A 15,974-nucleotide genomic window follows, 5' to 3' on the forward strand; every position below is an offset into this window, starting at 1 on the left:
AATTTAGCTTCAGTAAAATATGTCAGACCTTGCAAAAAGAATGTTCCTAATAAAACCATCACCTACGATTGCTGTAACTGATAAGGCAAATAAGTTGAAAAATGAAGGAAAAAAGATCTGTGTTTTAGCTGCAGGAGAACCGGATTTTGATACTCCAGATCATATAAAAAAAGCAGCTATTCAAGCAATAAGTGAAGGTAAGACTAAATATACTGCTGTTGATGGAACGCGTGAGCTGAAAGAAGCAATAATTAATAAGTTAAGAAAGGATAATAACCTCGAGTACACGCTTAACCAAATCTGTGTTGGTACAGGTGCTAAGCAGGTGTTATTCAATTTGTTCATGGCAACAATTAACTCTGGAGATGAAGTTATTATTCCAGCTCCTTATTGGGTTTCATATGTTGATATGGTAAGTCTTTTTGGCGGCTTGCCAGTTGTAGTAGAATGCAAACAAAATTTTAAACTGACAGCGGAATTATTGAAAAGCAGGATAACTAAAAAAACTAAATGGTTAATTCTTAACTCACCGAACAACCCTGCAGGAGCTGTGTACACATGTGATGAATTGAAAGACATAGCACAAATATTGCTTGAATATCCACATATGAATGTCGTTACAGATGATATTTATGAGCATATAATATACGACGAAAAGTTTTTTACTATCGCTCAGGTTGAGCCGAAGCTTTATGATAGAGTTTTTGTAGTCAATGGAGTATCAAAAGCCTATGCAATGACAGGCTGGAGAATAGGGTATATTGCAGGTAGAAGTGATGTGGTAAAAGCTATCTCTACGCTGCAGTCTCAAAGCACTTCTAATCCAAATTCGATAGCACAAGCAGCAGCAGCAGCAGCATTAAACGGTGATCATAGTTTTTTGAAAGAAAGAACAAGGATTTTTAAGAGTCGTAGAGATTTTATGGTGAAAGAGCTAAATTCTGTCCCGGGATTATCAGCGTCTGTTCCACAAGGTGCGTTTTATTTATTTGTCTCATGTGAAGGATTGCTCAGTAAAAGCACAAAAAGTGGTAAGATAATAAATAATGATTTAGATTTTACTGAATACTTACTGGGAGATCATTTGGTTGCTGTGGTTCCAGGAATTGCATTTGGTCTAGAAAATTTTATCAGAATTTCTTATGCAACCTCTCAGGAACAATTAGAAATTGGATGTGATAGTATTACTAAAGCGTGCCAGGAGTTAAAATGAAATAGACTATCCATTAATTACCCATTTCACCGCGTCAAAAATATTCACTAAGGTTATCTTGAATGCTCTAATTTGTGTTTTTCTATGGAAGGCATTTTTATTGATTGAGCAAGTGTCTTTCTAATATTGAATTCCTCATTTTTTTCATTTTGTTGCAGTAAGTTAATGTTATTTATTTTATTTACTAAATCTTTCCCCTTTTCCAGAGTCTTTAAGTCACTTTCGTTAATGTGATGTTCATTGTAAAATTCTGCAACAATTTCTTTTCTTTTCGGATAAGTATTTAAAAATTCCAACACCTGATGTTTAGCAACAGCTTGAATAAATTTCTTATTAAATCTTGAATCGTTATATAGATCTTCTAAATTTTCATCGTAGTGTTTTGCTTCATTTACAGCAAGCTTTATTATCTCTTCTATACCACTTAGAAGTTTCCTATACAATTTGTCGTATCTATTGCCTAGCACGTGTGTAGCGAATGTTTGTTCAATGTATTTTGTTATGTAATTTTGCAGCGTATTATCTATCGTGCTTATATTCATCAGCCTGCTTTAATATTATATTAACTATTTTACACATAAAAAGGTTAATATTGAATTAATAGAATACTTCTGAAGTCAAATTTTACTGAAAATTATGGTATTTAAGATATAATTGTCAGCATGAAATAAAAACATAAATAAAATGGATCTTGTAACAAAAGTGAAGCTCAAGATAAAGATGAATAAGGGTAAAATCATAAATATACTTATCATTTGTGGTGTAATTTTTTTTATATACCTTATTCATGAGCCAGTTGTAGATATGGTAGAAAAAATTATAAGTAAAATAAAAGGTCTCTTTTAAAAATAGAAAAAGTGAACTTTTTCCATCATCCAAACTTGAACCTGGAAAATTTAGTTAATGCATAAACTACTTATGTTGGCTATGAGTTCAACTGTATAAAATTCCGGTAAATTAAAATAAGTATTCATAAAAATATTGTTTTCTATAAACAGAGTATCTATAATACTAGCTTTGGGGTAAAGTATTGCAGAGGAATTTTTTAATCTGGTTGTTGGCGTCACTGTTTTATGCATACCAATATATATTACGCGTAATTCCAAATATTATAATTCCTGAATTGGTAGTAAGGTTTAATATAGGAACAACAGAAATAGGACAATTTTGTGGACTGTATTATGTAGGTTATGTGTTAGCACATATTCCTGTAGGTATTCTTTTAGATAGATTTGGTTCTAAAATTGTTATACCGATTTGTATTGCATTAACATCTTTAGGTGCTTTACCTTTAGTCAGTTCTAATGATTGGAGTTATTCTATTATTGGAAGAATAATTACTGGTATTGGATCCTCTGCTTCAGTACTTGGACTCTTTAAAATAATAAGTATTTATTACCGTAGAGAAAAATTTGCCATGATGTTTAGTATATCAGCTATTATTGGCATCTCAGGTGGTGTATTTGCCACTAAACCGTTACATATCTTATTTAATAAGTTTGGGTGGGACTATGTGTTTGTTACATTTATAACACTGGGATTGTTGCTTGCTCTTGTTTCCTTTATGTTTATACCCAAAATTGATACTTCAGAAGAAAGATTAAATATTAAAAGTTTAAGTGAAGTTATATTCAATAAAAATGTTCTATTAATAAGTTTATTTGGTGGCTTTATGGTTGGACCATTGGAAGGGTTTACAGATGTATGGTCTGCAACATTCTTGCATGAGATGTATGCTATAGATAGACAGGTTGCATACAATATTTCAAAATGGATACTGATAGGCTTTGGTTTTGGATATTTATCACTTTCTTACTTACTAGAAAAAAAACCAACCAAACACTATGAGATAATAATTTCTTGTGCTATGGCTATGATAATTGTGTTTTTATTACTTTTTATATGTAACATTAATTCACTTTTAGCATCCATATTACTATTTATAGTTGGTTTTGCTTCTGCGTACCAAATTGTTTTGACTGCCAAAGTTGTAAATCTTGTGAAGGATGATGCGGTAGCAAGTGCAGGATCTGTAAGTAATGCTATAGTTATGAGTTTTGGCTATTTTTTTCATACCGTTATTGCAAATATAATGAATTTTTATTGGGATGGTAAGATCGTTGATGAAAAACCGCTTTATGGAGCCGATGTAATGGTTAAATCTATGTTAATAATACCTATATGTTTACTAATAGGTATGATAGGCTTTTGGCTACTTAAAGTTATAAGCTGTAAAAAGAGCTAAGCAGATTTAGATGATTAATATAGTATTGTTTTTTATAACTAAAGTATCTATAATCCTAAATTTTAGCTGAGATTCATGTTGCAGAGGAATTTTTTAGTCTGGCTGTTGGCGTCACTGTTTTATGCATACCAATATATATTACGCGTAATTCCAAACATAATTGCGCCTGAATTGATAACAAAATTTAACATAAGTATTACAGATGTTGGCCAGTTTGGTGGGTTATACTATGTAGGCTATACGCTGGCTCACATACCTATTGGTCTTGCTCTTGACAAATTCGGGCCAAAATTTGTTTTGCCTATTTGTATTATCTTAACATTTACCGGAACATTACCACTTATATGCTTTGATGAGTGGTATTATTCAATACTTGGCAGAATAGTCGTTGGAATTGGGTCATCCGCTTCAGCAATTGGGCTTTTTAAAGTTGCAAGCATGTATTTTGCGCAAGAAAAATCAGCAAGAATGGCCAGCTTATCTATAATTATAGGAATTTTGGGAGGGATATGTGGCGGGTTACCTTTAGACTTCTTACTCGATAAATTTGGCTGGAATTATGTTATCTATACATTCTCAGCATTTGGGTGTTTACTTGCTCTGTTGCTGTTCTTAGTAACGCCTGAAAGCAATGCTCAACAGGAAAAAGTTAGCATTAGAGACTTAAAAAACATACTTTTCAACAAGCATATTATTCTAATTAGCTTTTTTGGTGGACTCATGGTCGGTCCAATGCAAGGTTTTGCCGATGGTTGGGTGAAAGCATTCTTTTTTGAAGTATATAAAATGAATGAAGACTTGGCATCTTCTCTCTCTTCCGTAATATTGATAGGAATGTTAATAGGATCATTCTCTTTGGCTTATTTATTGGAAAAATATAAAAATAAGCATTATGAAGTAATAATTGCATGCTCATTTGCAATGATCGCTAGTTTTCTTTTGCTTTTTACTCAGATTGGTGGCTTGTATGTTGTATTACCTACGCTTTTTATTATTGGCTTCACATCTGGATATCAGGTGGTTACCATTTACAAAGCGATAAGTTATGTAAATAATAACTTAGTAGGCCTGGCTACAGCTGTGTCAAACATGATAGTTATGGTTTTTGGCTATTTTTTTCACACTGGGATCGCAAAAATAGTAGATTTGTGTTGGGATAGAACAATAATACAAGGAAATCCTGTGTATGGTGCTGAATTGCTGATAAAAGCAACATCTATTATTCCTGTATGTTTGCTGATAGCTGTTTTTGGGCTCTTATGGTTAAAAAAGCAGGATAAGCAGTCTTAAAATTGCTTGTGCATCTTAAAATTAAAGCGAGGTTTGATCTATGATGAGTGTTTTAAAAAAAATCTGTGGCTCTAAAAATAGTTTAAAGTCTTTTGATAACGAGGTTTATCAGTCTATAGAAAAAGAATTACAACGCCAAAAATCACAATTGCAATTAATTGCATCAGAAAATTTTGCAAGCAAAGCGGTAATGGAGGCACAAGGCTCTTTTCTGACTAATAAATACGCAGAAGGTTATCCAGGTAAAAGATATTACTGTGGTTGTGAGCATGTGGACAAAATTGAAAGTCTGGCTATAGAGAGACTTTGTAAGTTGTTTGGTGTAAAATTTGCAAACGTTCAACCTCACTCTGGTTCTCAGGCGAATCAAGCAGTGTTTGCTTCACTACTTGCTCCAGGTGATACGATACTTGGATTGTCACTGAATTGCGGTGGGCATCTAACTCATGGTGCGGCACCAAGCCTTTCTGGTAAATGGTTTAAGTCAGTTCAATATACAGTGAATAAAGACACTTACTTGCTGGATATGGATGAGATAGAAAAGCTGGCGCTGGAGCATAAACCGAAATTGATCATAGCTGGTGCTTCTGCTTATCCGAGAAAAATGGACTTCAAACGCTTTCGCGAAATTGCAGATAAAGTTGGTGCTTATTTGCTTGCAGACATTGCTCACTATGCAGGGCTTATTGCAGCGGGCGAATATCCATCCCCTGCTGAATATGCACATGTTATGACTTCCACAACTCACAAAACTTTGCGTGGTCCTCGTGGTGGAATAGTGATGACCAATGATGAAGCATTACACAAAAAAATTCAATCTGCAGTTTTTCCAGGATTGCAGGGCGGGCCACTTATGCATGTGATAGCTGCAAAAGCTGTTGCATTTAAAGAAGCATTAGCACCAGAGTTTAAGACTTATAGCAAGAAAGTCGTGGAAAATGCGAAAGTGCTGGCTCAAGAATTGCAAAAGCATGGACTTGACATTATAACCGGTGGCACTGACTCTCATATAGTGCTAGTTGACTTAAGATCGCAGAAATTAACTGGAAAAGACGTTGTAGATAGCCTTGAGAGAGCCGGTATTACCTGTAATAAAAACTCTGTACCATTTGATACAGCAAAGCCGACCATCACTTCAGGGCTCCGTTTTGGCACCGCTGCTGAGACAACACGCGGACTTGAGGCAGAAAATTTTAAAGAGATAGCTGGTCTAATAAATGAAGTAATTCAAGGATTAATCAGCGGAAATAGCTCAAGTGTCGAAAAAGCAGTAAAAGCTAAAGTTGAAAGGATTTGTAGTAATTTTCCTATTTATTAATTTATGTGGTGTCATCCAAGTAGCTGGTAGAAACGAAAAAACTTACTTGACACCCTTCGCCAGCCCTCTTATCATGAAACTGAAGGTATTCATTTATCTTCAATCTGTGCAGATTAAACGACAACAGTATTACGTAATTGGCGTCTTATTTTTAATTTTTTGCACTATGCGCACCCTACGTCTTCACAACATTTCTGGGTTTTTACCTATATAAGCTGAAACGCGCTTATAAAGCGTTTAAGACAGTATAGCACGCCAATTTGCAGGATTAGAGAGTGACAACTAGCTAATACGGGATTTCTTTTGCCTTTTTTTCTGCTTAGTAAATTTCTTAAACATTTAAACTAAGATGAGTTGCATTTAAAAGCAGCTAAATTGCAGTGTTTAAGACTTAAAAAACGCCAATACTGAAAATAGACAATGACTAGGGCTTCTTTTGCCTTTTTTCGTTTGGTAAATTTCTTAATGTTTGTAGCTAACATGAACAAACATTTGAGAGTAACTTCTGCTAGTAGGGTGTCATCCCAGTGCCCAGACACTGGGATCCAGGAATTTTATTAAGTTGGTAAGCATAAAAGTAGCCGTTTTATGTTAAAATACAACATTTTAATGATTATGAAAAGGCTGGATTCCAGCGTCACGCGCTGGAATGACATTGTAGGGTGTTATCCGAGTCCTTTTTCCGTCATCAGAGGACCATATGACGTCATCCAAGTAGCGTGACTACTTGGATCTAAGCTGTATTACCAAGTCCAATTAAGTGCAGCATCATCACTTGTTGGAGGCTCAAAATACGGTTGTGACATTTCCTCTTGCACAGCTCTTTTAAATTCTGGACTTTGTATGCTTATCTTTGTTACATGCTCTTGTAAGGCTTTCTCAGCAGCTATTTCAGCAGCTGTTGGACTTTTACCATCTGCTCCTGTCTCCCCTGTCTCTCCTTGTGGGCCTTGAGCTCCATCTTTACCATCTGCTCCTTTAGGACCAGTGGCTCCTGTCTCCCCTTTTAGCCCTTTACCTCCTGAGAACACCTTTGCTGTTTGATCATTTTTGTCACCATACGCTGTGTCAGTAGCATCAAGAAATCCTCCTAATTTATCCACTAAAATTGATTTGTCGCCGTCTTTTGCATCAAATATAGCATTCACGACATCTTTCGCTGCAGCTTTTGTTTTAAGCTCTGTAGCTTTAACAAAAGCAGTCTCTGCAGCAGTTTTAGTGTAAACTTCATCGGCTGGAGCAGCTTTAATATATACCTTATTTGTAAAATCAGGAGAAGCAGTTATAGCATCCACAACAGGCTGTTTTACTACTTCTGTTTTTAGCGTATCTGTAAGTCCTAAAGTTTTAACAAATGCATCATCAACACCTTTTTTGGTATAGATACCTTTATCATCAGCACCTTTTGCTAATTCTGGTATTAAAGCATCCACAACAGCTTTTTCTGCAACTTTTGTTCCAAGATCTGCAGTTTTAAGAAACGTGTCATCAACACCTTTTTTAGTATAGATACCATTATCATCAGCACCTTTTGCTAATTCTGGTATTAAAGCATCCACAACAGCTTTTTTTGCAACTTTTGTTGCAAGATCTGCAGTTTTAACAAACGCAGTATCTGCATCATTTTTAGTGTATACTTTATCGGTAAAATCAGTAGAAGCAATTATAGCATCCACGACATCTTTTGCTGCAGCTTTTGTTTTAAGCTCTGTAGCTTTGACAAAAGCAGTATCTGCATCAGTTTTAGTGTAAACATCTGCAGTATTAGCTTTGTTGGCTAGATCAGCTGCACCAGCTTTCTCTCCTAGCTCAGCATCGACGTAATTCTTGTCAGCTTTTTTTGCCAACTCATCATTTACATTTCTTTTAGTGTAAACATCTGCAGTATTAGCTTTCTTTCTCAACTCATCATCCACACCTTTTTTAGTATATATACCTTTATCATTAGCACCTTTATTGAGTTCCACTATCAATTTTCCTAAAAAATTTTTGTTAGTTGCAAGGTTTTCTATTGTATCTATTGTACTCAATTTTTCACTCAACGCCATATCACCCTCCATTAATTACAAAAACCATAGCATGCATGAAAATAGTATAATTTTCGTTAATGTTAGATTTTACATAAGATTTCCTTGAAACTTGTTGTTTCAGAATTCTTCTCTTGTCATTCAAGTGTGTAGCAGATGATGTCATTCCAGTCTGGAATCCAGCCTTTATTATGCAGCCACTTATTTAAAGTTAAGTTTTCTGGATCCCAGTGGGCTTTGTTGCATCGCTAGCTATGATGGATTAAAGATAAAAAAGATAGGGAATATCAGTAGCTTATTATTCTGGTATTTATAACAAGAACGGTCAGTGAATACCTAAATTTGAGTAAAAGAAATTTCACTACCACTCACTAATCTGGCTAAAATTCAAGAATTTCAATGCTTTAGCTATTTTCAATAGAATTAAATTTATTAATATAAATAACAAATTACTATTCTTAAATTTGATCAGATTGATTGCAAAAAAACAAGATTTTCAATAGGTTGCTTATAATCCTAACTATAGTTAGCCTTTCATAAGTAGCGATGCAACAAAGCCATCCCAGTGTCTGGGCACTGGGATGACACCGAAGGGGCTACTCGGATGACAAACCCTGTCATTCCAGGGCGTGACGCTGGTTTCCATCCAAGACGGCAGTGCTTGACACTGGAATGACAAGAAGAGGGCACTGCCCTCCTTGTATGTATTAGATATAGGCCGAGTTGTGGTCGTGATAAATGTGATCGCTTGCGCAATCGAACATTTTCACAAAACCATTCTCTAGATAAAGATTATATTCGTGATGTTGATCTGATAATACAATATTATCTTGCTCCTCTGAATTGAAATGACTTGAATCTGACAGCAATTCGTAATTTGGATTATCTATTTTACTAATGCTGCTTATTACTTTGCCATTACCACTTGATATAGCTAAACTATAACTATCACCATCCTTCATTATCTTGATGGACACCTTATCTTCAGGTAACACTATAAGCTTTTTCGTATCACTATCGTGGATTACGAATTTGCCTTTTTCAAAATAGTATTTGTCTTCCGGCAAAGCACCAACCTTGTATTCTGATGTGTGCAGTTTGTTCCAAAAATCTAACACAGATTGCTTTTCTGCTCCTTCCGCTCTATCATATAAGGCTTTTACATCATTATAATCTATCGTTACATTTGCCTTATGCTTCCCTTCTGAGTCCTGCTCGTAGCTCTTTTCTATTTTGAGAATTGTGTCTTTTAATACTACCTGTTCTTGCTCTTTCTCCTCCACTGAAGCTGACCTTTTTGCCCTTGTTGGAATTTGTGGCTGGTCAGACTGCATTTCACTATTGTCGTTTGATGCAGTTTTCTCTTCAGCAGCTTGTGCAACAACATTAGTAGTACTATGAACTTCTGTCTTAGTTTCACTTACTTGCCCTTTTGGACTTTCGGTTTTTGTATATATTCTCTGATAGTCCGTGTAGCCTCTATTAGTATCACTGATATCACCACTACCTTGATCGAAAGTTATTTTTTTACTTCCATTTCCCATATCCTCAATTTCAACTTGAGGAGAAACAGATGCTAGGAAATCGTTATAACTGTAGTTGTAGTCAGCAGAAAAGAATATTTTACCTTTGAAGTTATGGAAGTTATTAGATAACATTCCAATTTCTTCGTCGCCATCAAACAATTTTACTTTAGTGAAATATGTTTGATCTTTTATTCTAACTATTTCACCGCTAGAGTTTCTTTGTATGTGGTAATCATTTGGGTCGTACTTTATAGCAAAAAGTTTGCCAGAGCCATATTTCTCTAAGTTTATAAGGCCCACATTTACATGTTTATGGGAATAATCTCTCTTTTCATATTCATGTGCAAATATTGGATCTATGTATCTATATTCATCTGATATATTTGGCATACCTATTGGATGTTCATTACCATCTTTTGTCACCGGAACAAGCTTATATGCTCCGTCTTTTTCCACTAATTTTAGATGAGTAATACTTTGTGGTAGTTGAAACCTTACATTTGCTCCATGGTCATGAATAAATAGATCACCTTTCTCGGTAATATAAAAGCCCATATTTTTAAATTCATGTAAGCGCTAGTCTCCTTGCTTTACGACAGCTTCATATACATCATCGTCTGTCCTATCTGTTCCCTTATTATCCAGTAATTTTCCTTTTTCCACGATTACTCCATTTGCCTTTTGCTCATCAGAATATTGTGCATGTTCTGAATCCTGATGATTCAAAATTTTGGTACCTCTAAGAAGCAGAGAATCTAAATCTTTTTGGATGTGTCCAGTGCTAGGATGCAACAATTCATTTTCATGTAAATGCGCTTCATCAAAGTATTCATCGCGTTCAACTGTTCTGCCATCTATTAGGGAAGCTTTATAATGACCATTTTCTTTTGTAACTGCCATGTAAGCACCGCCTTCGTATGAAACATTTAAGTTGTGTAATATATCCTCAAAAACGAAAGTTTCTTTAGTTTGGCCTTCAACTTGCTTAAAAAATCCTGATTCGCTCAATAATTCTCCAAGCTTTGTATTTCCGTCATATATAGACAGTGCACCCATATCTCCTTGACCATGAGCTTGCATAGAAAAAATCTTACCTTCTTGTAGATCAATATGATTTGTACCTCTTATCAAGTTTGAATCGATATTGATCATCTCTTCTAACATCTTTTCTACATCGATGTTCTTAGTCGCTTTTACTTGTTCTAAGCCAGTGTTTATGGTTTCATCAAGTAAGGTACTTTTTAATTCCTCATATTTGGAGGGAATTGAATAATATTTGTCTGAATACTCTTCGTAAGAAATCTTCCCTTCGCTATATTCTTTATTTATCTTGGGATATTCCATTTGCCTCTGCTCATCCAGATTTTTTAATGCATCATCATAAGCTTTCTTTAAATTTTCATCATACTTTGATAGCATTCTAAAAGCCTGATTTTTATACTCTAGACTGTTTCGGTACTCATTACCTTGTTGGTCAGAGTAAGTTAGTTTATCTTGTCCATCGGAAGTTTTTACTACCTTGAGGAAATGATATTCCTTTGATATATCAAGTGTATCATTTGTTGCCCTATTTATAGCACGAGCAACATCATAAAATGCAACGTGTTCTACAGGAGAAAAACTTCCAACGTTTTCTCCATCCATTTTTTCTATATTTGCTTTATAGTAGGATACGTTTTTAATTTCTCCACCCACTATTTCTTGACCAGTTGCTATGAAATCTCCTTTTGTAACTTGCAAAGCGTTGAGATGTTCCATTGCAGTTTCTGTATCATTCTCAGCAAGCCAACTTTTGAAGTCAGTATCGTGTCCTTTTATGTCTTTCAAGAAACTTTTTGACTCATCTGAGTTACCTTGACGTAAAGCATCTAGGTAGTCTCTTAATAAACTAGGATCTTTTTCCTGTAAGTACATTATCAACGCATGACCTGTTTTATAAACTAGGCTATTTGCTTCGCTGTCCTTTGAGTATTCTAAACTTAAAATTTTATCTAAATCCAAATTTGCAGCTTCGGTCTTGTCAATACTTGATCCTTGAGAATTGAATTTATGATCTGAATGATGCTCAAAGTAATCTGCAATTCCTTCCATTAATACTGTAGGTAAAGATTTGCCTCCTGTAGCCAAGTAAGTTAAACCATGTGCAAATTCATGCTGAAGATTATGAACGCCACCTTGCTGGTAGACGTACATTTCAGCAAAAACATCAGCTTTCCCTTTGTAGTAACATTTACCACCTTCGTCTCCAAGGTAAGAACCGAAACGCTCGCTTCCACCAAGGTGAGTGTAATCATCCTTGTCATCAAACATGTAAATTTTAAATGTTTGTTCTGAACTGCCGCGTTCTAACTTGAATGTATCTTTAAAACTAGTAGCTGTTTCTCTTATCTCACTTTCAATGTTAGCAACTTTACTTGCTCTTAAATTGTGAGAATAAACCTCTACTTTAATATTTAAATCTTCAACTTCTATAACATGTGGCGAATTAAACCCTTTGCCGTTATTGTTGAAGTATTCTTCTTTAGTTATATTTTTATTTACTTGTTGATTGATTGCCATGATTCTAACCTATAATTTATTAACTCTTCAAATATCAAGCATAAAGTAATTTCCCTAAAAAAAACGTAAATTCCTGTATTAATATAATTTATATCTTAATAAATAAAGTATAGATAGTTAACTTAATATGTAAAATTTAGAATATGGCTGAAATTCTATACAGCTATATTTCGGAATCACATTGGACAAGGACAAAAGCAAAGTGGTTTATTGACTTTCATTCCACCAAAGCACTATACTAAAACCACGATGGGTAATTAGCTCAGTTGGTAGAGCACTTGCTTGACGTGCAAGCGGTCGCTGGTTCGAACCCAGTGTTACCCACGTTTTTGTTCATGAAAAGATTTTATATGACAGCAGTGCATAACGGTAAACACTCAGCAGCGCAGTCCAAGCGCTTAATCTATTCCATAATAATAGTTGCGATAACAATGTTTATGGAAATAGTAGGTGGAATAATTTCACATTCGCTTGCTCTATTATCAGATGCAGGGCATATGCTCACTGACCTCTTTGCCTTGGTTTTAAGCTGGTTAGCACATAGGTTTTCAGCTAAGAAATCCGATTTGCAGAGATCATACGGGTATCATCGGTTGCAGATAATTGCAGCATTTGTTAATGGTTTAACTCTATTCCTCATTGCAGTAATCATTATAATTGAGTCAATAAAAAGGTTTATTTTTCCAGTCAATGTTGAGTGGAAAGTAATGTTAATAATTGCTACACTTGGCCTGATCTCTAATATCATAGTCTTTTTTATATTACATAGTAAATGCGAGAGCAATATAAACATAAAAAGTGCTGTACTACACGTTATAGGAGATATCTTAGGTTCTGTAGCTGCTATACTTGCATCCATAATTATCATGCTTACTGGATGGCAAATAGTAGATCCAATCTTATCAGTATTTGTTAGTGTGATAATTCTAAATAGTGGCTACAAAATTCTAAAGAATTCTTGCCATATACTTCTTGAAGGTACACCTGAGGGTATATCTGCTGAAGAGATAAAAAGTAAGATCACATCAGAATTACCTGAAGTGATAGATGTGCACCACATACATACATGGTCGCTGTCTGATAATTATTTTATAATTACCATGCATGCTAAAATAAAGCAAAATGTGCAGCACACCAATGTTTTATATGAAATAAAAAAAATATTGCTAGATAAGTTCGAAATAGCACACTCTACAGTTGAAATCGAGTATGATGAATGTGCGGATAATAAGATACTTAAACATTGACGTTTTAAATTATTATGCTATTACTAAAGTGTAATGATGTTGAAGGTAAGCTATGATAGGTATTTCTCAAATACAATTTCCTTCAAAGGAATCTAGCAGGCTAAAGTTTGTTAGTTATTTTGCAACTTTTGTTTCTTTAAGCATTATCACTAATCCCGTTAATGTTCTTTTTTCTCTTGGTACTATATTCTTCAGGTCTGAAATTAAAACTCTTTATATCTACAAAGAAATAAAAACGGCAAAACAGCAAAAGATGAGCAAAAGGGAATATTGGGAAATATTTTTTAAGAACAATACAATCAAGGTAGCAGCCTTCCTCTTGTTTTCTGCTTTTATAACATATCTAACTTTCACTACCACTTTTTTGCTTATTTCGTTACTGGGAACTATACCACTTACAATGCTATTGGTTTTATTGCAGAGTGAACTGAGACCAAAAGATTTTAACCCATTTACGCTGCTTAAAGCTTCTATAAATTTCTTTTTGGAGGGTATAAAAGAGAATTTACGTGGTATGGTTAATAGTTTTGATGTTAAGCTTGAACATTTACTGCCCCATCAATTAAATGATGATATCATTAAAAATATTGATAAATTAAAAGATAAGTATGGTGAAAAAGTATCCGAAGACGTTATTAATGATAGAGAATTTAAGCAATTTATTGAATATATAAATGATTTAAATGAACTTAATTATCGTCAATTTAGTGATGAGGATAAAGGAAGAGTAATTACATTTTTAAATGACTTTTGCAAAGATGATCAAAAGCATAGCTCCGGCTTTACAGGTGGACAGATTTTACTTTTAGTTCTGAAAGCCTGCAATGATGGAGACAGAGAAGCTGTAAAAAATAAAAAAGACGCGTTAATTACAAATTTGCTTGATAGCCAAACTTTCTCTAGAAAAGAGCGAATCCCTAACACCTGTTTTACCGGTATTGTCTACAGAATGTTAAGCACACTAGAGGGTATTCATCCTGATCCAGAAATTAGATTTACTGCTCCGCAGCAAATATCAATTTCAGAGGCAAAAAATGAAGCACGTAAGTTCATGTTAGACAGGTTAAAAAACAAAAAAAACAGTAAAGAAATTCTTAAGGCTTGGTACAAAGCTCAGAATGACCCTAACGATGAAAGTCAGAAGATAGTTGATAATTTTATTTCAGAAGTAAGTATTCCTTTAATGAGAAAATTATTGAGTTTCACTTCTCAATATAGTGAACAAATTGTGCTGATGTTAATGAAAGATATTAGTTCTATAAAGTTAGTAGAATTCTTGGATGAGCGCTTATCTTTTTATATTGCACAAGAAACAAACACAAGATGTTGTGCTGATATAAAAGAAAAAGTTTTTCTAGAGCTTTTAAACCAAAATTTACTCAAGACAGATTTTTCTCTCAAGGATTCATCTGTGGATGAAGCTAAAAGAATAGCTAGCAAAATAATAATAGGAGAAGTCGAGAAATTTAGGTCAGAAGCTGTTGAAAAGGCTAGGAAAGTTAACCCTATAGAAGTTCAAGTAGATGCTACATTGCAAAATCTGTCAGCCTTGCCACGAGAAAAGAAGTGTTGCATTGCGTATAGCAGACTAAGTAGCCAGTATAAAGGTGATGAAAGAGAGATAATGGAGAACATCTTACTAAAAAAATTAGAGATAACGAAAAAAGAAATGAATAAGATGCTAGAAGAGAATGATATACGTAAGCTAAAATTAGCACTTGATGATGCATGTAAGAAAAGTGGAAAAAGCATGGAAGAAATGATAAAAGAAGTAGAGGAAGTAGTCTCAAGTCGTTTCTCGCATGAAGTATCTGTTAGTAATATAGCAGCAGAGTCAGCATGCTTATAAAAATTTATTTTCCTTACCTTGCAGAAGATTCACAATATTTCTGTGGTGCTTTAAGAAAACTAGTGCTCCTATAATTAGTAATGTTAAGAACAAATTCCTCTGAAAAAAAAAGGACCATGCTACAGCCGTTGAAGTAGCACTGAGTGAAGCAAGGGAAGAGTATCTAAAGGCAAGAAAGACTATTATCCAAATTATTACGAATACTAAAGTAATATCAATGTTAAATGCTATCAGTATCCCTAGAGTGGTTGCAACGCCCTTTCCTCCACTGAATTTTAGCCATACAGGAAACATGTGTCCTAAAACTGCTAAAATTGCAGATATGTATATACAAAGATTATCATCAAAAAATTGTTGTGCTATATAAACGGCAATAAATCCCTTAAAGGAATCCAGAAGTAATGCCAAAGCAGCAAGAAATTTATTTCCTGTTCTTGCAACGTTTGTAGCACCAATATTACCTGAACCTATTTCTCTTAAGTTTATCCCTTTTATTCTTGTAATGATTAAGCTAAACGGTATTGAACCGAGTATGTAGGATAGTATAAGGATTACGTACCTCTCCATCATATCCACAGTTGTTGTAATTTGAAGGCAATTTGTTGCCTTGAACGACGTCGTTCCAGCGTTTCTTTTCGTATCATCTGAGTACCAGAAGGGTGTCATTCCAGTGCTTGACACTGGAATCCAGATATAAAAG

The 15,974-nt window shown here is 34.5% G+C and carries 10 protein-coding genes, 1 tRNA gene and 1 pseudogene; 7 read left to right on the forward strand and 5 right to left on the reverse strand.

What is annotated here, in order from left to right; all coding sequences use genetic code 11:
• Positions 1–19 precede the first annotated feature (19 nt).
• Positions 20–1,213, forward strand: coding sequence for a pyridoxal phosphate-dependent aminotransferase (locus WHA_RS04640; protein WP_015589340.1), 1,194 nt, complete (start codon positions 20–22; stop codon positions 1,211–1,213).
• A 53-nt stretch (positions 1,214–1,266) separates the two neighbouring features.
• Here the strand turns inward: WHA_RS04640 and WHA_RS04645 are convergent, their stop codons facing one another.
• Positions 1,267–1,755, reverse strand: coding sequence for a hypothetical protein (locus tag WHA_RS04645; protein WP_015589341.1), 489 nt, complete (start codon positions 1,753–1,755; stop codon positions 1,267–1,269).
• A 488-nt stretch (positions 1,756–2,243) separates the two neighbouring features.
• Between WHA_RS04645 and WHA_RS04650 the strand changes: the two genes are divergently transcribed.
• The 3 genes from WHA_RS04650 (at position 2,244) to glyA (ending at position 6,066) form a co-directional block, all read left to right on the forward strand.
• Positions 2,244–3,458 (forward strand): MFS transporter, encoded by a 1,215-nt coding sequence (locus tag WHA_RS04650; RefSeq protein WP_015589342.1) that lies wholly within the window; start codon positions 2,244–2,246, stop codon positions 3,456–3,458.
• A gap of 75 nt (positions 3,459–3,533) precedes the next feature.
• The gene (locus WHA_RS04655) at positions 3,534–4,748 is read left to right on the forward strand and encodes an MFS transporter (RefSeq protein WP_015589343.1); all 1,215 of its coding nucleotides are present in this window, start codon (positions 3,534–3,536) and stop codon (positions 4,746–4,748) included.
• A 40-nt stretch (positions 4,749–4,788) separates the two neighbouring features.
• Positions 4,789–6,066, forward strand: a complete 1,278-nt coding sequence (gene glyA / locus WHA_RS04660; protein WP_015589344.1) for a serine hydroxymethyltransferase — start codon at positions 4,789–4,791, stop codon at positions 6,064–6,066.
• A 743-nt stretch (positions 6,067–6,809) separates the two neighbouring features.
• On the opposite strand, the gene WHA_RS04665 is transcribed toward glyA, so the two are convergent.
• The 3 genes and pseudogenes from WHA_RS04665 to WHA_RS07405 all read right to left on the reverse strand — a co-directional run bounded on the left by WHA_RS04665 (position 6,810) and on the right by WHA_RS07405 (position 12,178).
• Entirely contained in the window at positions 6,810–8,114 is a 1,305-nt protein-coding gene (locus tag WHA_RS04665; RefSeq protein ID WP_015589345.1) for a collagen-like triple helix repeat-containing protein, read from the reverse strand.
• Between the two features lie 513 nt (positions 8,115–8,627).
• Positions 8,628–8,783 (reverse strand): hypothetical protein, encoded by a 156-nt coding sequence (locus tag WHA_RS06945; protein ID WP_153296799.1) that lies wholly within the window; start codon positions 8,781–8,783, stop codon positions 8,628–8,630.
• 17 nt (positions 8,784–8,800) lie between these two features.
• A pseudogene (locus WHA_RS07405) lies at positions 8,801–12,178 on the reverse strand (peptidase M2).
• A 251-nt stretch (positions 12,179–12,429) separates the two neighbouring features.
• Between WHA_RS07405 and WHA_RS04675 the strand changes: the two are divergent.
• From WHA_RS04675 to WHA_RS04685, 3 genes are all read left to right on the forward strand, one after another.
• A tRNA-Val gene (locus tag WHA_RS04675) sits at positions 12,430–12,502 on the forward strand.
• A gap of 26 nt (positions 12,503–12,528) precedes the next feature.
• The gene (locus WHA_RS04680; RefSeq protein WP_015589346.1) at positions 12,529–13,425 is read left to right on the forward strand and encodes a cation diffusion facilitator family transporter; all 897 of its coding nucleotides are present in this window, start codon (positions 12,529–12,531) and stop codon (positions 13,423–13,425) included.
• A 52-nt stretch (positions 13,426–13,477) separates the two neighbouring features.
• Positions 13,478–15,274, forward strand: a complete 1,797-nt coding sequence (locus tag WHA_RS04685) for a hypothetical protein (RefSeq protein WP_015589347.1) — start codon at positions 13,478–13,480, stop codon at positions 15,272–15,274.
• Here the strand turns inward: WHA_RS04685 and plsY are convergent.
• Positions 15,269–15,841: a glycerol-3-phosphate 1-O-acyltransferase PlsY gene (gene plsY / locus WHA_RS04690; protein WP_015589348.1), complete on the reverse strand. Its 573-nt coding sequence runs from the start codon at positions 15,839–15,841 to the stop codon at positions 15,269–15,271. The genes WHA_RS04685 and plsY overlap by 6 nt on opposite strands.
• Between the last annotated feature and the right edge of the window lie 133 nt (positions 15,842–15,974).

This window comes from Wolbachia endosymbiont of Drosophila simulans wHa (genome assembly GCF_000376605.1).
GTDB lineage: Bacteria > Pseudomonadota > Alphaproteobacteria > Rickettsiales > Anaplasmataceae > Wolbachia > Wolbachia pipientis.